The following is an 18,473-nucleotide window of genomic DNA, read 5'->3' on the forward strand; positions in this document are numbered from 1 at the left end:
CGTAACGTTCAAGCCGCTGGAACCGAAGCGGCCGGCAGCGGTGCTGCAATCCCTCTATGAATACGAACGCCCCCGCTTCCACCCCGCTGCCCCCGCTGTTCGTCTCGCATGGCTCGCCGATGATCGCGCTGGAGCCGGGAGCCACCGGCGCCTTCTTCGGCCGGCTGGGCCGCACGATAGACCGCCACCTGGGCCGCCCGCGCGCCATCGTGGCGGTCTCGGCGCATACCGCGACGCACCGGCCGGTGCTGCTGGCCGCGCCGCGCCATGAGACCGTGCACGACTTCGGCGGCTTCCCGCGTGCGCTGTACGAGCTGCGCTACGACACGCGCGGAGCCCCGGCGCTGGCGCAGCAGGTGCGCCAGCTCCTGCAGGCGCGCGGCGTCGAGGTGGCGGTGCTGCCCCACGGCGGGCTGGACCACGGCATCTGGACAGCCCTGCTGCACCTGTGGCCCGAGGCCGACATCCCGGTGCTGCCGCTGTCGCTGGTCCCGGACGCGGCCCCCGAGCGCCAGTTCGCCATCGGCGAAGCGCTGGCGCCGCTCGCCGCCGAGGGTGTGCTGGTGCTGGGCACCGGCAGCATCACGCACAACCTGAGGCTGCTCTCGCTGAGCGGGCCGGCCGAAGGCCTGCCCGAGCGGCCCGAGTCGGCGGCGTTCCGGCAGTGGGTGCTGGAGCGCTCCACGGCGCGCGACTGGCCGGCGCTGTGGGACTACCGGCAGCTGGCGCCGCATGCCGCACTGATGCATCCGACCGACGAGCACTGGCTGCCCTTCTACGCGCCGGCGGGCGCGGGCGGCCGGGAGCACGCCGCCGTGCGGCTGCATGCCGGGGTGACCTTCGGCGTGCTCGGCATGGATGCCTATGCCTTCGGTGCAGGGGCGCAGCGCCTGGCGGAGTGGCTGGCAGCCGCTTGAACGCACCGCAAGGTCGGAACGCGGGTGAAGGACAGGCCCGCAGCCGGCTTCAGGCCAGGCCGCCCTGCGGCGCCTCCCTGCCCGCCGGGCGCCGGGCCTGAGGCTGCGACTGGGCCGGGGCGCGCAGGACAGCCACATGGGCTGCCGCCGGTGGTGCCGGGGCCGCTGCGGGGGCCGGTGCAAGGGCTGTTTGCGCCGGTGCCCGGGCGGCCGGCCGTTTCCACGCCGTGAGGACCTGGCCCAGCAGCAACAGCAGCGCCAGACTGCCGAAGGCCAGCGCAAAGTAGGTGCTGTCCGCCGGTCGTGCCAGCCACATCAAGGCCGCCAGGTAATTGAGAACGATGGACGCGCAGAACGCATGCAGCGAATGCGCGCCCACGTTCGAAACCATCCGGGCCAGCGGGTGGCTCAAGATCGCGGGCCAGCGTGTCGGCAGAGCCAGCAGGGTCAGCAAGACCAGCACGGCATGCAGCAGACGCACCGGACCCGCGGTGCGCTTGTCGACGCCCGGCATGTCGAAGTACGCGCCCAGCAGCAGGTTCGAGCGGTCGACCCGACAGAGCACGAAACTCCCGAGCAGCAGGGCCAGCAGCCAGGCCGCCCGCTGCGGCTTGTCCTCCAGCCAGCGCGTGAAGCGCCCCAGCAGGTCGAGCCGGCCCGCCAGCATGCCGCCGAAAAACACCAGCTGCCATGCGAAGGGGTGGAAGGCCCCGCCCAGCCGGCTGTCCAGGGGCAACAGGGTCGGGTCGATCTGGACCAGCACGTAGGGAAGCACCAGCAGCAGCAGCGCCAGGCGCGCCGATATCCGCAGCACCAGGAACAGCAGCGGCGCCGTCCACATGAACAGGCAATAGACCTGCAGGATGTCGAGGAACTTCGGCCGCCGGTACAGCAGCGCGAACTCGGCCACGGCACGCAGTCCGTCAGACGCCAGGAGGTGGTAGTTGGTGGCCTGCCTCAGGGCATGAGGGCCGAACAGGACGATGGCCGCCAGCAGCAGGAACAGCACGCCGTTCCACATGTAGAGCTTGAGGCTGCGCTCCATCACCCGCTTGCTGGCGCCGACCCACCAGCCCTCCTGGTCCCGCGACAGGTAGAGCTTGCCGATCAGGTACCCGGACAGCAGGAAAAAAAGTTCGGCCGCCGACGAATAACCGAGGTGGGTCAGTGTCGGGACATCCCTGCCGTCGCGCCCCACCAAGTGGGTGAGCGCGCCCTGGTGGTTCAAGGTGATGGTGAGAACGGCCAAACCGCGGATGAGGTCCAACCGCGTGTCCCGCCCGCGCGGCACACTCGACGGCGCACCGGCTCTGGCGTTCGTGGCGTTCATCTGCGGTTCCCCAAGGCACGTCCTTTCTTCCGGCGTTTCGCGAACGGAGGTGGCGTTTCGCGAACCATGGTGGCATCGCCCCCTTTGACCCTCGGATCAGTGGGTGTGTCTCTTTGTGTGATGCCTCCCTCCCGAAAAGGGCCGTGCGCCGGCACGCCGAACACTTCCCCACCCTAGAAGGACAGAGGGGTCACGAAAGGCGCCGCCCTAGGGTTCACCCGGACCCGTGTCCCGGGGTACAAACCTAGTTCGGTAACATTTTTGGCTCGCAATCCACCCCGCCCATGACGTCCCGCCTCCACAGCCCTGCCGCCGAGCGAAACCGCATCCCCATCACCGAGGTGCTGAGACAGGTCCTGCCCGCGCAAGGCGCTGCGCTGGAGATCGCCAGCGGCACCGGCCAGCACGTCGCCCACTTTGCCGTGGCGCTGCCCGGCTGGCAGTGGCAGCCGAGCGACCCGGACGCGCAGTTGCTGGAATCGATAGGATCCTGGGCGCAAGGCCTTGCCAATGTGCTGCCGGCGGTGCCGCTGGACGTGACGGCGCCCGACTGGCGGCTGCCGCGCTACGACGCGATCTTCTGCGCCAACATGATCCACATCGCGCCGTGGAACGCCTGCCTGGCGCTGCTGCGCGGCGCCGCCGCCCACCTGCGGCCCGAGGGCCTGCTGGTGCTCTACGGGCCCTACCGCATCGCGGGCCGCCACACGGCGCCGAGCAACCAGGCGTTCGACGCCGACCTGCGCCAGCGTGATCCCGCCTGGGGTGTGCGCGATCTCGAACAGGTGCAGGATGTCGCGCAGGCGCAGGGGCTGCACCTGCAGCAGCGTTTCGAGATGCCGGCCAACAACCAGTGTCTGGTGTTTCGGGGCGGCTAGGAGCCCGTCTTCAGCGTTTCGGGAAGGCCCCGACGACACCGTCGACGTGGTAGTCCATCGTCGCGATGGCCGCCTCGTGCATCACGCCGCCGGCCTGCCGCTGGCGGCCTTCGTTGTCCACGATACGCCCCGAGAAGGGATGGAAGGTGCCAGAGACGATGGCCTGCTCGCGCTCGCGCACCAGGGCCGCCACCTCGGCCGGCACCCGCGGGTGCAGCGGCGCCAGCCGCACCATGCCGTCCTTGAGTCCACCCCAGGCAGGGCTGGCACGCCAGCGACCGGCGAGCACGGCCTGCGCCACCTCGGTGTAGAAGCGACCCCAGTGATGGGTCACCGCGGTCAACTGGCCCTGCGGCGCGAGTCGGCGCATGTCGCTGTGGTAGGGAATGCTCATCGCCCCCTGCTCCTCGGCCGCCTGCACCGCGGCGCTGGTCGCGCTGTGGTGGGTGACGACGTCGGCGCCCTGGCGAATCAGCGCCAGGGCTGCGTCGCGCTCGCGCGGCGGATCGAACCAGCTGTTGAGCCAGACCACCCGCACCTGCGCCTTCGGGTTGGCCGCACGCATGCCCAGCGTGAAGGCGTTCAGCCCCTGCACCACCTCGGGCACCGGGAAGCCCGCGACATAGCCGGCCGTGCCAGTCTTGCTCATGCGCCCGGCGAGCAGGCCCGCCAGGTAGCGGCCCTCATAGAAGCGGGCGTTGTAGGTCGCGACGTTCGGGGCCGACTTGTAGCCGCCCATGTGCTCGAAGCGCACCTCGGGAAAGTCGCGCGCGACCTTCAGGGTCGGGTCCATGTAGCCGAAGCTGGTGGTGAAGATGAGGCGGTGGCCCTGCTGCGCCAGGTCGCGGATGACCCGCTCGGACTCCGGCCCCTCGGCCACGTTCTCGACGTGGCGCACGGCCACCCTGCCCGCCAGGGACCTGGCGAGCTCGAGCTCGCCGAGGTGGTGCTGGTAGGTCCAGCCGGCCTCGCTCACCGGGCTGACATACACGAAACCGACCTTGAGCGGCTCGGCACGAGCGCCGGCGGCGCAGAAGACGGCAGCGGCGAGGCCGGCCATCGCGGCCGCCCGGCTGAGGTTTTTGAACATGGTGTTCCTCTACATGGCTCCGGGGAAGGACCGCTGGCCTCCTGGAGCGCAGAGGACAAGCGGGATGTCAGGACCGGAAGCGCTCGAAGGTCTCGTCCAGCCGCGCGATCCAGCCGGCCTTGTCGGCAGCGGAAGCGAAACTCGCCTCGAAGCTGTTGCGTGCCAGCACATAGGCATGGCCGGCATCGAGCGGCAGGGCCGCGAAGGTCTCGAGGTAGTTCTGGTTGAGGTAGCCGCCGAAGTAGGCAGGATCGTCGGAGTTGACGGTGGCCACCAGTCCGGCCGCCAGCAACTCACCCAAATTGTGCCGGCCCAGATCGGCGAACACGCAGAGCTTGACGTTGGACAGCGGGCAGACCGTCAGCGGCACGCGCTGCTCGGCCAGGCGCCGCACCAGCGCCGGGTCCTCGACGCAGCGCACGCCGTGGTCGATGCGCTCGACCTTCAGCACGTCCAGCGCGTTCCAGATGTACTCGGGCGGCCCCTCTTCGCCGGCATGCGCCACCAGCCGCAGCCCCAGCTCCCGGCAGCGCGCGAAGACGCGGGCGAACTTCTCGGGCGGATGGCCGCGCTCGCTGGAATCGAGGCCGACGCCGATGAAGTGCTCGCGGTACGGCAGCGCCTGCTCCAGGGTCTGCAGCGCGTCCTCCTCGCTGAGGTGGCGCAGGAAACACAGGATCAGCGCCGCGCTCACGCCCAGTTCGGCCCGGGCGCGCTCGGTCGCGCGCTTCAGCCCGCGGATCACGACGCCAATGTCGACACCGCGCGCGGTGTGGGTCTGGGGGTCGAAAAAGAGTTCCGTGTGGAGCACGTTCTCTTCGGCCGCCCGCACCAGGTAGGCCCAGGCCATGTCGTGGAAGTCGTCTTCCAGGAGCAGCACGCTCGCGCCGGCGTAGTAGATGTCCAGGAAGCTCTGCAGGTCGGTGAAGGCGTAGGCCGCGCGCAGCGCCTCCACGTTCGGGTAGGCGAGCTTCACGCCGTTGCGCGCCGCGAGCGCGAAGATCAGCTGGGGCTCCAGCGATCCCTCGATGTGGATGTGCAGCTCGGCCTTGGGCATCGCGGCCAGCAGGGCCGGCAGGCGCTCGCGGGGGATGTCGGCGTATCGGTTCATCGTGCGGGATCGGTGGTGATGGCGGGCCCGGGGAATTGCCCTGCGGCGGGTCCCCCGGGGACTCGGGAAACGAGCTTACTGGCCCGACGGCAGCTTGCCCTCGACGCCCTTCACGTACCAGTTGATACCGTGCAGGAACTTGTCGTCGGCCACCGCGTCCTTGGCCAGCACTTCCTTGCCGGCCTGGTCGACGATCGGGCCCTTCCAGATCGCGAAGCTGCCGTCCTTGAGGCCGGCCTTGACCTTCTCGACCGCTTCCTTGACGTCGGCCGGCACCTTGTCGGACACGCCCACCAGGTCGATCGCGCCCTCCTTCACGCCCCACCAGGTGCTGGAGGTGGACCAGCTGTTGTTCAGCACGTCGTTGACGGCCTTCTTGTAGTAGGGCCCCCAGTTGATGATGGCCGAACCGAGGTGGGCGTTGGGTCCGAAGCTGCTCATGTCGGAGTCCCAGCCGAAGCCGAACTTGCCCGCCTTCTCGGCGGTCTGCAGCACGGCCGAGGAGTCGGTGTTCTGCATCAGCACGTCGGCGCCCTGGTTGATCAGCGACTGAGCCGCCTCGCCCTCCTTCGGGGGATCGAACCACTTGTTGACCCACACGACCTTGGTCTTGATCTTGGGGTTGACCGACTGCGCGCCCAAGGTGAAGGAGTTGATGTTGCGGATCACCTCGGGGATGGGGATGGAGGCGACCACACCCAGCGTGTTGCTCTTGGTCATCTTGCCGGCGATCACGCCGGCCATGTAGGCGCCTTCATAGGTGCGCGAATCGTAGGTGCGCAGGTTCTCGGCGGTCTTGTAGCCGGTGGCGTGCTCGAACTTCACGTCCTTGTGGTCGGCCGCCACCTTGAGCATCTGCTCCATGTAGCCGAAGGTGGTGCCGAAGATCAGCTTGTTGCCCTGGCCCACCATGTCGCGCACCACACGCTCGGCGTCGGCCGCCTCGGGCACGTTCTCGACGAAACTGGTCTGGATCTTGTCGCCGAACTCGGCTTCCAGCTCCTTGCGCGCGCGGTCGTGCGCGAAGGTCCAGCCGGCGTCCCCGACCGGGCCGACATAGGCGAACGCGATCTTCAGCGGCTCGGCCTTGGGCGCCTCGGCGGCCGACGCGGGCTCGGTCGGCGGCAACGGCGCCTCCTCCTTCTTGCCACAGCCCACCAGGGCGGCAGTCGCCACGAGCGAGCTCAACCCCGCCAGCTTGAGCAGGGAACGTTTCGTCTGATCGGTCATGTGGTCTCTCCGGGAGATGTCAGGAACTACGAAGGCTCATTATCGATTCGGGCACAGGTGAACCAACACCTTCACGGCCGCCCCGCGGGCCGTCCGGCAGTGGATCTCGCTTGCTGTCAGCTGCCCGGATGAAAAGGCTTGCCCAGCGAGGCCGGCATGTTGATGCGGATCCAGGTCGGGTTGCGCGAGATCAGCACCAGCACCACGATGGTCGCCAGGTAGGGCAGCATGGTCAGCAGCTGGCTGGCAATCTGCACGCCCTGGCCCTGCAGGTGGAACTGCAGCATCGTGACGCCGCCGAACAGGTAGGCGCCCAGCAGCACACGCGCCGGCCGCCAGGTCGCGAAGGTGGTCAGCGCCAGCGCGATCCAGCCCTTGCCGGCGATCATGCCCTCGACCCACAGCGGTGTGTAGACCACCGAGATGTAGGCACCGGCCAGCCCGCACAGCGCGCCGCCGCAGACCACCGCGAGCAGCCGCAGCCGCCGCACCGGGTAGCCGAGTGCATGGGCCGCCTCGGGCGACTCGCCGACCGCCCGCAGCACCAGCCCGCCGCGCGAGCGGTAGAGGAACCAGGCCAGCGCCAGCGTCAGCGCAATCGCGAGGTAGACCATCGGGTGGTGCTTGAACAGCGCCGGGCCGAGCACCGGGAGGTCGGCCAGCCCGGGGATCTCGAAGCGGGCCCGCTGGCTCAGCTTCTCCTGGGTATAGCGCACGCCGGCGAAGGCGGAAAAGCCCGCGCCGAACAGGCTCAGCGCCAGCCCCGAGGCGTACTGGTTGGTGTTGAACCAGATCACCAGCACACCGAAGGCGGCCGCCAGCAGCGCCCCGGCGCCCGCGCCCGCGGCGAAGGCGAGCCAGTCGCTGCCGGTGTGCACCGCGGTCGCGAAGCCGGCGATGGCGGCGACCAGCATCATGCCTTCGGCGCCCAGGTTGACGATGCCGGCGCGTTCGTTGATCAGGAGGCCCAGTCCGGCGATCGCCAGCACCGTGCCCGCGTTCATCGAAGCCGCGACCAGCAGCGCGATTGCATTCCAGTCCATCTCAGGCGGCCTTGTTGCTGACGGAAGCGTGCACCGCCCGGGCGGCGCGCGCGGCGCTCGCCTGCCAGCGGATGCGGTAGTGGATCAGGGTGTCGCAGCCCAGCAGCGAAAACAGCAGCAGGCCCTGGAACACGCCGGTGATGGACTTCGGCAGGCCCAGCCGGGACTGCGCCAGCTCGCCGCCGATGTAGAACATGCTCATCAAGGCCGCCGCGAAAACGATGCCGACCGGATGCAGCCGCCCGACGAAGGCGACGATGATGGCCGCGAAGCCGTAGCCCACCGGCACATAGGGCGTCAGCTGCCCCAGCGGCCCGGCCGCCTCCAGCCCACCGGCCAGGCCCGCCATGCCGCCCGAGGCGAGCAGCGCGACCCACAGCGAACGGCGCGAGGAAAAGCCGGCATAACGCGCCGCGTGCGGCGCCAGCCCGCCCACCTGCAGCTGGAAGCCGGCATAGGTGCGGAACAGGAACAGCCAGAACAGCACCACCATCCCCAGTGCCATCAGCAGGCCGATGTTGGTGCGCAGCCCGGTGAACAGGCGCGGGATGCGGGTCGCTTCGAGAAAGCTGATGGTCTGCGGAAAGTTGTAGCCCTGCGGGTCCTTCCACGGCCCGTAGACCAGGTAGCTGAGCACCATCTCGGCGACATAGACCAGCATCAGGCTGACCAGGATCTCGTTGGCGTTGCAGCGGTCGCGCAGCAGCGCGACGATGGCGGCCCACAGCATGCCGCCGACGACGCCGGCGAGCAGGATGGCCACGACGATCCAGCGCCCGGTTTCCGGCCCGGCCTGCATCGCGATGCCACTGGCGAACACCGCGCCGAGGATGAACTGCCCCTCGGCCCCGATGTTCCAGACGTTGGAGCGGAAACACAGCGCCAGGCCCAGCGCGATCAGGATCAGCGGGGTCGCCTTGACGGCCAGCTCGCTGAGTCCATAGGCGCTCTTGACCGGCTCCCAGAAAAACATCTGCAGCCCGCGCAGCGGGTCCTTGCCGAGCAGGGCGAACAGCAGCACGCCGATGCCCACGGTGATCAGGAGCGCCAGCAGCGGCGAGGCGACGGACATCGCCTTCGAGGGCTGGGGGCGCGCTTCAAGCTTGAGCATTCAGCACCTTGCCATGGCTGTCTTGGGTATCACCGGCCGCCTCCGCACCGCCGCCGTCCTGCGGCCACAGGCCGCTCATCCACGCGCCAAGCTGCTCGACGGTGGCCCGGGCGGTCGGGATGGAGGGCGAGAGCCGGCCCTGCGCCATCACGACCAGCCGGTCGCTGATCTCCAGCAGCTCATCGAGCTCCTCGCTGACCACCAGCACCGCGCAGCCCGAGTCGCGCAGCTTGAGCAGTTCACCGCGGATCTGCGCCGCAGCGCCGACGTCCACACCCCAGGTGGGCTGGGCCACGATCAGCACCTTGGGGCCCGCGTCGATCTCGCGGCCCACCAGGAATTTCTGAAGGTTGCCGCCCGACAGGCTCTTGGCCGCGGCGTCCGGTCCGCCGGCCTTGACGTTGAAGCGGGTGATCAGGTGCTGAGCCAGCGCCCGCACCGCCCCGACACGGATCCAGCCGCTGGCGCCGTGCACTGCCTCGGTGCGGGTGAGCAGGGTGTTGTCGGCCAGGGACAGCGTGGGCACCGCACCGCGGCCCAGGCGCTCTTCCGGCAGGAAATGCAGGCCGGCGTCGCGCCGGCGGCGCGGCGACTGGCCCGAGATGTCCTGCCCGAACAGCAATATGCTGCCCTGCGGTGCGCGCCTGTCCTCGCCGGAGAGCGCGGCCAGCAGCTCCTGCTGACCGTTGCCCGAGACCCCGGCCACGCCCAGAATCTCGCCGCCGCGCAAGGCCAGCGACAGGGACTTGAGGTCGGTGCCGAAGGGGTGCGAACGCGGCAAGGACAGGCCCGACACGCCCAGTGCCACCGGCCCCGTCTTGGGCGGCCGGTGCACCAGCTGCGGCGGCTCGGCGCCGATCATCAGACGCGACAGGCTGGCGTTGCTCTCCTTCGAAGGATCGACCTCGCCGGTGACCCGGCCGCCACGCAGCACCGTGCAGTGATGGCACAAGGTGCGGATCTCGTCCAGCTTGTGGCTGATGTAGAGGATGGAGCAGCCGCCGGCGGCCAGCTGCCGCAAGGTCACGAACAGCTTCTCGACCGCCTGCGGGGTCAGCACCGAGGTCGGCTCGTCGAGGATGAGCAGCTGCGGGCCGGTCAGCAGTGCCCGCACGATCTCCACCCGTTGGCGCTCGCCCACGCTGAGCGTATGCACCGGGCGCTCGGGGTCGACGTCCAGACCGTACTGCCCCGAGACCGCGCGGATGCGCCGGCTCACGTCGGCCAGGCTGCCGGCCTTGTCCAGGCCCAGCCAGACGTTCTCGGCCGCGCTCAGGGTGTCGAACAGCGAGAAATGCTGGAACACCATGCTGATGCCCAGCTGGCGGGCTTCCTGGGGACTGCGGATCAGCACCGGCTGCCCGTTCCAGCGGATCTCGCCGGCATCGGGGCGCACCGCGCCGTAGATGATCTTCATCAGCGTGGACTTGCCCGCGCCGTTTTCGCCCAGCACCGCGTGGATCTCTCCGGGCGCCACCTTCAGGTGGACGCCGTCGTTCGCCTTCACCGACGGGTACTGCTTGCTGATGTCGTGGAGTTCGAGTCTGAGCATCGCGAAAAAACGCCTCAGGGGCGGTCCAGGGTCGGTGCGACACCGGGCCGGCAGTAGCGCTCCCGGCCGGCGACCCAGGTGGAGACCACATAACGCTCGTCACCGAGCGTCATCCAGGCAAAGACCTGCTCATGCAAGTCACGCGCCACCTCGTGCCGGCGCTGCGCCACCGGTCCCTGAGCCCAGTCCCACACCACCAAGTCGGCCAGTGTACCGGGCTGGAAAGTTCCGATCTCATGGGTCAGTTGCAGTTGTTCAGCAGCGCCCAGCGTGGCGGCGTGCAGCGCCTTCCAGGCGGTCAGCTTCTGGCCCTGCAGCGCCAGCACCTTGTAGCCGTCGGCGAGGGTCCTGAGCAGGGACAGCGCCGTCCCGCCGCCGACGTCGCTGCCCAGGCAGACGCCCACGCCCTGGGCCTCGGCCTGGCCCCAGTCGAACAGGCCCGAGCCGATGAACATGTTGCTGGACGGGCAGAAGGCGATGGCGGCGCCCGCCTCGCGCAGCACCGCGCGGTCGGTGTCGTCGAGCCAGATGCCGTGGGCGAACACCGCACGCCGGTTCACCAGGCCGTGGCGCACATAGATGTCGAGGTAGCTGCGGGCCTCGGGAAACAGCTCGGCCATCCAGCGCACCTCGGCGCGGTTCTCGGCGACGTGGGTCTGCAGGTAGACGCCCGGGTGCGCGGCGCACAGGCGGCCGGCCATTGCCAGCTGCTCGGGTGTCGAGGTGGCTGCGAAGCGCGGTGTCACCGCGTAGGCCGCGCGCCCGCGCCCGTGCCAGCGCTCGATCAGTTCGACGCAGTCGCGCTCGGCCTGGTCGACATCGTCGAGCAGGCCCTCGGGGGCATGGCGGTTCATCAGCACCTTGCCGGCCAGCACCCGCATGTTGCGATCGGCGGCCGCCTCGAACAAGGCATCGGCCGAGACCTTGTGCACCGTCGGGAACACCAGGGCCGAGGTGGTGCCGCAGGCGAGCAGCGCGTCGAGGAACAGCCGCGAACCGCGGCGCGCCTCCTCGGGATCCGCGAACTTGCGCTCGGCCGGGAAGGTGTAGGTGTTGAGCCACTCCAGCAGCTCGGTGCCGAAGCTGGCGATCACGTCGATCTGCGGGGCGTGCACATGGGTGTCGATCAGGCCAGGCGTGATCAGGTGGCCGCGCCGGTCCACCTTGCGGCCGTTCTGGCCCAGCCAGGCATCGGGCGGCCGGTCGCCGGGCTGCGCGCCGGCGCAGCGGCCGGCCTCGTCGATCAGCAGCCAGTGGTCGGGCCGGAAGCGCACGGCCGCGCCAGCGTCGACCTGCCAGCCGGGGTCGCCGGTGAAATCCAGCAGGTCGCCGCGCAGGGCGGTACGGACAGTCATCGTGGGTTCCTTGTCGTGTTTCTTGGCGGCGCAGCGGCACCCGCCGGGGCCGTCAGCGGCTCAGCAGCTCACGCGCGACGTCGCGCACGCGTTCGCGGAACCAGCGGTGCGCGGCCGACGGGTGGGTGCGGTCGTGCCACAGCTGGTAGTAGTTCATCGGCGGAAAGGCGACCGGACAGCGCACCACCTTGAGCGGCAGCTCGTCGAGATAACGCTCGCAGAACTGTCGCCCGGTGGTCAGCACCAGCAGGCTGCTGGCCACCATCTGCGGGATCTGCCCGAAATGGGCGCTGCGCACCGTGACGTTGCGGCTCAGCCCCAGCGACTGCAGGTGGGCGTCGATGACGCCGCGCGCCTCGCGCCCGGTGTGCAGCGGGGTTGGCGCGACATGCTGGCAGGCCAGGTATTTTTCGACCGTCCAGCCGCGCGCGGAGCGCACCGCCGGGTGGTTCTCGGCCACCAGGCAGACCACCTCGTCGGTCAGCAGCCGGCCCAGGTGCAGGTCCTCGGGCGGCTCCATCCAGTTGCCGATCACCAGGTCCACCTCGCCCGAGACGAGCTGGCGCTGCACGTCGAACTCGGCCGACAGCGGCAGCAGGTCCAGGCGCACGCCGGGCGCCGCCTGCTGCACGGCGGTGACAAGGCGCGGCAGGAACAGCGGGTCCAGGTAGTCGCTCGCGGCGATGCGGAACAGGGTATCGCTGGCCAGTGGCTCGAAGCCGCGGCTGGCCTGCTGCCGACCGAACAGCCGGTCGGCCTGCTCCAGCAGCGCCCGCGCCGGGCCCAGCAGCTCCAGCGCGACCGGCGTCGCCGCCATGCCGTTGCCCGAGCGCACCAGCAGGGCATCGCCGGTGGCGTCGCGCAGTCGGCGCAGGTGGGCGCTGACCGCGGGTTGCGACAGATCGAGCTTCAAGGCGGCACGCGAGACGCTGCATTCGGTGATCAAGGTCAACAAGACCCGGACGAGATGGAGCTCAATGTTGTCGAAATGCGCACGGCCGCCCATACGAGCTCGCAAATAGGAAATATGCCTATTCTCGTATACGCCTGGGGACGGCCAGGCAGTCCCGGGTATCTGCGGATGCCGGGACCCGGCGCCAAAGCGGCCCCAGCCTCCTGGGCGCCTCAGCTCTTGGCGGGCGGGGCCTCGGCGGCCAGCGCGCGCTGGACGGCCGGGCGTTCGCCGGCGCGCCGCATGAAGGCCTGCACGTTCTGCAGCCCGGAGATGTCGATCTTGGTCGGCGCGGTCCAGCGCGTCACGACAAACAGATAGGCGTCGGCCACCGTGAACTGCTCACCCATCAGCCAGCTCTTGCCGGCCAGCTGCTCGTCGAGCCAGCGGTAGCGCTGCAGCAGCTTGTCCCGCATCACGGCCTTGCCTTCCTCCGGCATGGCGGGATTGAACAGCGGGCTGAAGCTCTTGTGCACCTCGGTGGTGATGAAGTTGAGCCACTCGATCAGGCGGTAGCGCTCGAAGGTCCCCGCGGGCGGCGCGAGTTTCTTCTCCGGCACCTGGTCGGCGATCCACTGCACGATGGCCGGTCCCTCGGTAAGCCGCCGGCCGTCGTCGAACTCCAGGGTCGGCACGTAACCCTTGGGATTGATCGTGTAGTAGTCGGTACCGTCGAGCAGCTTGTGGGTTTTGGTGCTGGCCAGCACCGCTCGAAGGCAGGCCTGCCTCGTAGAGCGCGATGTGGGGTGACAGCGAGCACGCGCCCGGGCTGTAGTAGAGCTTCATGGCATCTCCGTCGAACCGTTGCAGAGACGGCAACAATAGCCTTCCTGCCGCCGTCCTGCACGGCAAGCCCCCACCGGCCCCGCTCTGCCTCAGGCCTTGAGCTTGAGCATCAGCGTGACGGCGCTGGCGATGCCCTGCTCGATCGCCAGGAAGTCCTCGAACTCCTTGCCGTAGAGCAGCGAGCCCAGCCAGTTGTTGTCCAGCAGCGCCTGCCGCCAGGCCGGCGACTCGGTGGCGCGGATCACCAGCTGGCGCAAGGCCACCTTGCGGCTGTCCTCCAGCAGGCCGGGCGCGAAGACGCCGCGCCAGTTGGCCAGCTCGGTGTCGATGCCCTGCTCGCGCAGCGAGGGGATGCCGAACAGCGTCTTGCGCGAGGACACTGCCAGCGGGACCAGCGACTTGTCCTCGATGCCGGCCTTGAACTCGCTGTAGCCGGAGATCGCGACCGCCGCCTGGCCCGACTGCAGCAGGACCACCGCGTCCTTGCCGCTGCTGGTGGGACGGTACTGCAGCCCGGCCGGGTTGACGCCCAGCGAGCGCACGATCATGCCGGCCAGCATGTGATCCACCCCGCCGGCCGAGCCGCCGGCGATCGGCACCGTCGCCAGGTTCTGGCGTACCTCGGCGACCATCTTCTTGAGGTCCGTGATGCGGCCCCCGGCAGGTGCCACCAGCACCATGTAGTCGCTGGTCAGGCGGGCGATCGGCGTGACCTGCCGCAGCGCCTGCTCGTCGCGGTTGACGGCCAGCGCACCGATCATCACCATGCCGCCGATCAAGAGCGCGTCCGGGTCGCTGCCGTGGCGTGCGACGAAGTCCGCCAGCCCCAGCGTGCCGCCCTTGCCGCCCTTGTTTTCGTACTCCACGTGCTGCACGAGCTGGGCGGCCTGCAAGGCGCCGCCCAGGCTGCGGCCGGTCTGGTCCCAGCCGCCGCCGGCATTCGCCGGGATGTAGATCTTCAGCCGGGGCAACGCCGCGGGAGCGCCGGAGGTGGCCGCAGCGGACGACCTGCCGCTTTGCGCGGGAACCAGCGGGGCGATGGCCGGCAGAGCGAGGCCGGCCGCCGCGACCAGGGTGTGTCGACGGGTAGGCATGCTGGACCCTCCTAGCAATGGTGTCGATATGCTAGGAAATGATTCTGCTATGCAGACCTGGGTTTCCCCTTAATCGCCCCGCGCCACGGCCGCTTTCCGGCGGCCCGCGCCCGCCGGCGTGTTATCGCCTGCCGTCGGCGATGCGCCGCAGCGCCTCCGGGTCGAGCAGCCTCACCTCGTAGCCCTCGGTCTCGATCAGCCGCTTCTCGCGCAGCTGCCTGAACACGCGCGAGAAGGTTTCGGGCGTGATGGCGAGCTGCGAGGCGATGGCCCGCTTGCGCTCGCGCAGCTTCACCGTCGCGACCGCCGCCGCCCCGGGCTCCGCATGCTGCAGCAGCCAGGTCGCACAGCGCGCCTCGGCGTCCTTGAGCATCAGACCCAAGGTGCCCTCGGTCAGCGCCCCGACGCGCTGCGCGAGCACACCGAGCAGCGCCACAGCGAGCCCCGGGTGCTGCTCGCAGCAACGCTGCAGCGGCTCGATCGGGAACGAGCACAACAGCGCATCGCCCAGCGTCCAGGCGTCCTCGAAGTAGGCGCCGCCCAGCCAGGCGCTGGCCGCGTCCAGCCACTGCCCCGGCTCGACCAGCCGGGTCTGCTGCAGCGGGCGGGCAGCGTCGCGAGTGCCGAGCGCGACCTGGCCGGCCAGCACCAGCCACAAGGCCCCGGCAACGTCGCCACGGCCGAGCACCGGGCAGCCGGCGACGACCTCGTGCTCCTGTCCCAGTCCGGCCAGCGCCAGCAGTGCCGAGCGCGGCAGCTCGACATGCCGCAGGGCGGCCTGCAGCACGCTGGCCCTGGCGTCCAGCGCAGCAGGCCCGGCCCCGCCCTGCGGGGCCCTGGCGCCGCGCGAGCGGGCACGGCGAGCGGGAGGGGGGTCGCTCCCCACCGCCCCGGCAGCATGGGCGGGGCTAGGGTCGAGGGACAGGCAAGAGGGGGCTAGGGATGGGCTCACGGCTCGGCTCCTGAAGGCTTGTCACTGTGGCCGCTGCGCCGCCGCCCGGCGTTGAGCTGGCGCAAGGAAGCCGCGCGTGGAGGGCCGGCACCCCACGACTGCGGCGTCCGCGCAGAGCTTGACGGGCGTCAAGCTGGACCGGGTTCGCCTGGGCGGACAATGGCGCGATGTTGCCCGGATTCACCAGCCCCGCCGCCGGCTTCGAAGCGCCCTTCGAGATGCTCTCGGCTTGCCACCAACGTGTCGAGCGCTCGCTGCGCCTGCTGCAGCGCCTGCTCGCTCACCTGCGCGAGCACGGCTGCGACCCGGCCGCACGGGACGCGGCGCGCGACGTGCTGCGCTACTTCGACCTGGCCGCGCCGCAGCACCACCGCGACGAGGAGCTGCACGTCTTCCCCCGCCTGCTGAGCGACGCCGCGCCGACGCTGCGCGAGGCCGTCGCCCGGCTGCTCGACGAGCACCGCGAGATGGACCGCCTGTGGATCGCGATACGCCCCGGACTGCAGGCCCTGGCCGACGGGAGCCGCACGACGCTGGAGGCGCAGGCGGAAGCCGACGCAGCGCGTTTCCTGGCCGTGCACGAGGCCCACCTGGCCACCGAGGAGCGGCTGGTTTTCCCCGCCGCGCGTTCGCGCTGCGACGACACCACCTTGCGGGCCATGGGCGAGGAGATGGCCTTGCGCCGCCGCGCGCCGCGCTGAGCCCGCCTTAGCGGCGCGCCCGGCTGACCAGCTGCAGCACGCCCTGCAGGCGGTCCTGCTCGACCGGCTTGGTCAGGTAGTCGTCCATGCCGGCCTCCAGGCAGCGCACCCGGTCCAGCGGCATCGCGTGCGCGGTGAGCGCGACGATGGGACAGCTCCAGCCGCGCACCGCCTCCATCGAGCGGATCCGGTGGGTCAGCTCGATGCCGCTCATGCCGGGGATCTGGATGTCCATGAAAATCAGGTCGAAGTCCTGTTCCTCGCAGAGGGCCAGCGCCTCGTCGGCGGTGACGGCGCAGGTGACGTGGTGGCCGAGCCGGCGGATCAGGCTGGTGGCGATGAAGCGGTTCACCGCATGGTCGTCGATCAGCAGCACCTGCAGGCCGGCGCCGGTTGCGGCCTCTTCGTCGGGCGGCGTCTCCAGTTCGTCGAAGCCGCGGTAGGCGGTCGACTCGAAGCGGCTGCGCGCCTTGTCGCGCGAAAGGTTGAGGCTCTGCGCGGCGGCCGCGCTCCAGTCGCGCCGGGTCTCGGTGTCGAGGTCCTCGGCCACCATGCTCAGCAGCGGCAGGGTCAGGTGGAAGCGGCTGCCCTGGCCGGCCTCGCTCTCGGCCCACAGCCGTCCGCCCATCGCCTCGGCCAGCCGCCGCGAGATGGTCAGGCCGAGCCCGGTGCCGCCGAACTCGCGGGTGGTCGAGTTGTCAGCCTGGGTAAAGGACTCGAAGATGCGCTCCAGCTTGTCGGCCGGGATGCCGACGCCGGTGTCGGCCACACACAGGTGCAACACCGCCGAGCCGCCCTGCCCCTCGGGCCATGCCGAGACGTCGACCCGGCCGTGGCGGGTGAACTTGATCGCGTTGCCGACCAGGTTCACCACGATCTGACGCAACCGCAGCGGATCGGCCACGATCTGGGCCGGCACGTCGGGCGCAACCAGGCAGCTGAGCGTCAGGCCTTTTTCCTGGGCGCGCGGCTCCAGCGGGGCGACCGCCTCCTGGAACAGCCGCCGCACGTCGAAGGCGAGCTGCTCGACGCGCATGCGGCCCGCCTCGATGCGCGACAGGTCGAGGATGTCGTTGATGATGTTGAGCAGCGAGGTCGACGAGGACTTCACCAGCGTCAGGTAGCGGCGCTGGGTGTCGTTCAGCGGCGTCTCCAGGGTCAGGTCCACCAGGCCCATTACGCCGTTCATCGGCGTGCGGATCTCGTGGCTCATGTTGGCGAGGAATTCGCTCTTGGCGCGGCTGGCCGCCTCGGCCGCCGTCTTGGCGTCGCGCAGCTCGGTCTCGACGCGCTTCTGCTGCGTGATGTCGGTAATGGCACCCAGCACGCCGCCGATACCGCCCTGGGCGCCGGTGAACAGCGTCTTGCTGAAGATCACGTCGCGCACTTCGCCGGTCGGCAGCGGCAGCCGCGTCTCGTACGTCTGGATGCCGCCGCCGGCGTAGAGCAGCTCGTCGTAGCGCTCTTCCTCGCGGCCGGCCTCGTCGCGCCGCAGATCGGCCGCGGTGCGGCCCAGCCAGTCCTCGCGGCGCAGGCCGAACAGCGCTTCGCAGGCGCGGTTGCAACCGATGTAGCGGCCCAGGCGGTCCTTGAAGTAGACCGGGTTGGGGATGATCTCGATCAGCTCCTCGATGAAACGCAGCTGATGCAGCACCTCCTCCTCGGCGAGGCGGCGGTCGGTCACGTCGCTGTGCGTGCCCACGACGCGCAAGGGCCGGCCCTGCGCGTCGCGCTCGACCACCTGGCCGCGCGAGCGCACCCAGCGCCACCGGCCGTCGCGGGTGAGGACGCGGAACTCCGCCTCGTACTGCGGCGACTCGCCGCGCAGGTGGGCCTGCAGGCGCTCGCGGGCATCGAGCCGGTCGTCGGGCTGCATGTGTTCGCGCCAGCGCTGCAGGGTGAGCTCGATCTCGCCCGGCGCATAGCCGAGGATCTCCGCCAGCCGCGGGCTGAAATAGGCGCGGTCGCGGGCGATCTCCCAGTCCCACAGCGCGTCATGCGCGCTGTTCATCGCCAGCTCCAGGCGCTCATGGCGGGCCCGCTCGGCCTCGCTCTGGCGCGAGGCCTCGGCGGCGCGGCGCTCCAGCGCGACATAGGCGGCGTCGAAGGCGTCGAGCAGGCCGCGCAGCTTGGCCAGGGCCTGGGCGCGCTGCTGCGGCGGCGCCTGGGTCGCGGCATCCCACCAACCGGGGAGTTCGGCCGGGTGGTTCAGGCCGAGGCTGTGTTTCAGCAGCCGCAGAAGCGACGGGCCCCAGCTCATGCGCGCGGTTTCAACAAAGGTGGAGGAGGAAGATCCGGAAGGGACACAAACGGCCACGGCATTGTGCCTCGCGGCCCTGCCGGGCAGGATGTCGTGGCAGGCCCAGGGGTA

General features: G+C 70.1%; 15 protein-coding genes and 1 pseudogene. 3 read left to right on the plus strand and 13 right to left on the minus strand.

Going from position 1 to position 18,473, the window contains the following annotated elements; genetic code table 11:
• Positions 1 to 56: 56 nt before the first annotated feature.
• Positions 57 to 917, plus strand: coding sequence for a dioxygenase (locus OOT46_RS12890; RefSeq protein WP_265404011.1), 861 nt, complete (start codon positions 57 to 59; stop codon positions 915 to 917).
• A gap of 49 nt (positions 918 to 966) precedes the next feature.
• Here the strand turns inward: OOT46_RS12890 and opgC are convergent, their stop codons facing one another.
• On the minus strand, positions 967 to 2,247 hold the full coding sequence (opgC, locus tag OOT46_RS12895; RefSeq protein ID WP_265404012.1) for an OpgC domain-containing protein: 1,281 nt from the start codon (positions 2,245 to 2,247) through the stop codon (positions 967 to 969).
• Positions 2,248 to 2,504: 257 nt separating this feature from the next.
• Between opgC and OOT46_RS12900 the strand changes: the two genes are divergently transcribed.
• Positions 2,505 to 3,125, plus strand: coding sequence for a DUF938 domain-containing protein (locus tag OOT46_RS12900; protein ID WP_416136190.1), 621 nt, complete (start codon positions 2,505 to 2,507; stop codon positions 3,123 to 3,125).
• Between the two features lie 10 nt (positions 3,126 to 3,135).
• Here OOT46_RS12900 and OOT46_RS12905 read toward each other — a convergent pair whose 3' ends face one another.
• From OOT46_RS12905 to OOT46_RS12955, 11 genes and pseudogenes are all read right to left on the minus strand, one after another.
• Positions 3,136 to 4,215: a BMP family ABC transporter substrate-binding protein gene (locus tag OOT46_RS12905; RefSeq protein WP_265404014.1), complete on the minus strand. Its 1,080-nt coding sequence runs from the start codon at positions 4,213 to 4,215 to the stop codon at positions 3,136 to 3,138.
• Between the two features lie 67 nt (positions 4,216 to 4,282).
• A complete protein-coding gene (locus OOT46_RS12910; RefSeq protein ID WP_265404015.1) occupies positions 4,283 to 5,326 on the minus strand; it encodes an adenosine deaminase in 1,044 nt (347 codons plus the stop codon).
• Between the two features lie 75 nt (positions 5,327 to 5,401).
• A complete protein-coding gene (locus tag OOT46_RS12915) occupies positions 5,402 to 6,556 on the minus strand; it encodes a BMP family ABC transporter substrate-binding protein (RefSeq protein WP_265404016.1) in 1,155 nt (384 codons plus the stop codon).
• Positions 6,557 to 6,672: 116 nt separating this feature from the next.
• On the minus strand, positions 6,673 to 7,599 hold the full coding sequence (locus OOT46_RS12920) for an ABC transporter permease (protein WP_265404017.1): 927 nt from the start codon (positions 7,597 to 7,599) through the stop codon (positions 6,673 to 6,675).
• Between the two features lies 1 nt (position 7,600).
• The gene (locus OOT46_RS12925; protein ID WP_265404018.1) at positions 7,601 to 8,710 is read right to left on the minus strand and encodes an ABC transporter permease; all 1,110 of its coding nucleotides are present in this window, start codon (positions 8,708 to 8,710) and stop codon (positions 7,601 to 7,603) included.
• Positions 8,697 to 10,262, minus strand: a complete 1,566-nt coding sequence (locus tag OOT46_RS12930) for an ABC transporter ATP-binding protein (RefSeq protein ID WP_265404019.1) — start codon at positions 10,260 to 10,262, stop codon at positions 8,697 to 8,699. The genes OOT46_RS12925 and OOT46_RS12930 overlap by 14 nt, the downstream gene beginning before the upstream one ends.
• Positions 10,263 to 10,276: 14 nt before the next feature.
• A complete protein-coding gene (gene guaD, locus OOT46_RS12935) occupies positions 10,277 to 11,617 on the minus strand; it encodes a guanine deaminase (protein WP_265404020.1) in 1,341 nt (446 codons plus the stop codon).
• Between the two features lie 52 nt (positions 11,618 to 11,669).
• The gene (locus tag OOT46_RS12940; protein WP_322114254.1) at positions 11,670 to 12,572 is read right to left on the minus strand and encodes a LysR family transcriptional regulator; all 903 of its coding nucleotides are present in this window, start codon (positions 12,570 to 12,572) and stop codon (positions 11,670 to 11,672) included.
• Positions 12,573 to 12,742: 170 nt separating this feature from the next.
• A pseudogene (gene gstA / locus OOT46_RS12945) lies at positions 12,743 to 13,355 on the minus strand (glutathione transferase GstA).
• 89 nt (positions 13,356 to 13,444) lie between these two features.
• Entirely contained in the window at positions 13,445 to 14,449 is a 1,005-nt protein-coding gene (locus tag OOT46_RS12950) for a Bug family tripartite tricarboxylate transporter substrate binding protein (RefSeq protein WP_265404022.1), read from the minus strand.
• A gap of 121 nt (positions 14,450 to 14,570) precedes the next feature.
• On the minus strand, positions 14,571 to 15,401 hold the full coding sequence (locus OOT46_RS12955) for a Crp/Fnr family transcriptional regulator (RefSeq protein WP_265404023.1): 831 nt from the start codon (positions 15,399 to 15,401) through the stop codon (positions 14,571 to 14,573).
• Positions 15,402 to 15,568: 167 nt separating this feature from the next.
• On the opposite strand from OOT46_RS12955, the gene OOT46_RS12960 reads away from it, so the two are divergent.
• On the plus strand, positions 15,569 to 16,102 hold the full coding sequence (locus OOT46_RS12960) for a hemerythrin domain-containing protein (RefSeq protein ID WP_265404024.1): 534 nt from the start codon (positions 15,569 to 15,571) through the stop codon (positions 16,100 to 16,102).
• A 7-nt stretch (positions 16,103 to 16,109) separates the two neighbouring features.
• Here the strand turns inward: OOT46_RS12960 and OOT46_RS12965 are convergent, their stop codons facing one another.
• On the minus strand, positions 16,110 to 18,362 hold the full coding sequence (locus OOT46_RS12965; protein ID WP_265404025.1) for an ATP-binding protein: 2,253 nt from the start codon (positions 18,360 to 18,362) through the stop codon (positions 16,110 to 16,112).
• Positions 18,363 to 18,473: the final 111 nt, after the last annotated feature.

Source organism: Aquabacterium sp. A7-Y (genome assembly GCF_026153205.1).
Classification (GTDB): Bacteria; Pseudomonadota; Gammaproteobacteria; order Burkholderiales; family Burkholderiaceae_C; genus Caldimonas.

What these genes read in the sequence shown, in the direction of transcription:
- OOT46_RS12965 (WP_265404025.1), bottom strand. Translation starts at nt 18,362, where the DNA reads ATGAGCTGGGGCCCGTCGCTTCTGCGGCTGCTGAAACACAGCCTCGGC.
- OOT46_RS12890 (WP_265404011.1), top strand. Translation starts at nt 57, where the DNA reads ATGAATACGAACGCCCCCGCTTCCACCCCGCTGCCCCCGCTGTTCGTC.
- OOT46_RS12960 (WP_265404024.1), top strand. Translation starts at nt 15,569, where the DNA reads ATGTTGCCCGGATTCACCAGCCCCGCCGCCGGCTTCGAAGCGCCCTTC.
- OOT46_RS12910 (WP_265404015.1), bottom strand. Translation starts at nt 5,326, where the DNA reads ATGAACCGATACGCCGACATCCCCCGCGAGCGCCTGCCGGCCCTGCTG.
- OOT46_RS12905 (WP_265404014.1), bottom strand. Translation starts at nt 4,215, where the DNA reads ATGTTCAAAAACCTCAGCCGGGCGGCCGCGATGGCCGGCCTCGCCGCT.
- guaD (WP_265404020.1), bottom strand. Translation starts at nt 11,617, where the DNA reads ATGACTGTCCGTACCGCCCTGCGCGGCGACCTGCTGGATTTCACCGGC.
- OOT46_RS12950 (WP_265404022.1), bottom strand. Translation starts at nt 14,449, where the DNA reads ATGCCTACCCGTCGACACACCCTGGTCGCGGCGGCCGGCCTCGCTCTG.
- opgC (WP_265404012.1), bottom strand. Translation starts at nt 2,247, where the DNA reads ATGAACGCCACGAACGCCAGAGCCGGTGCGCCGTCGAGTGTGCCGCGC.
- OOT46_RS12925 (WP_265404018.1), bottom strand. Translation starts at nt 8,710, where the DNA reads ATGCTCAAGCTTGAAGCGCGCCCCCAGCCCTCGAAGGCGATGTCCGTC.
- OOT46_RS12930 (WP_265404019.1), bottom strand. Translation starts at nt 10,262, where the DNA reads ATGCTCAGACTCGAACTCCACGACATCAGCAAGCAGTACCCGTCGGTG.
- OOT46_RS12915 (WP_265404016.1), bottom strand. Translation starts at nt 6,556, where the DNA reads ATGACCGATCAGACGAAACGTTCCCTGCTCAAGCTGGCGGGGTTGAGC.
- OOT46_RS12920 (WP_265404017.1), bottom strand. Translation starts at nt 7,599, where the DNA reads ATGGACTGGAATGCAATCGCGCTGCTGGTCGCGGCTTCGATGAACGCG.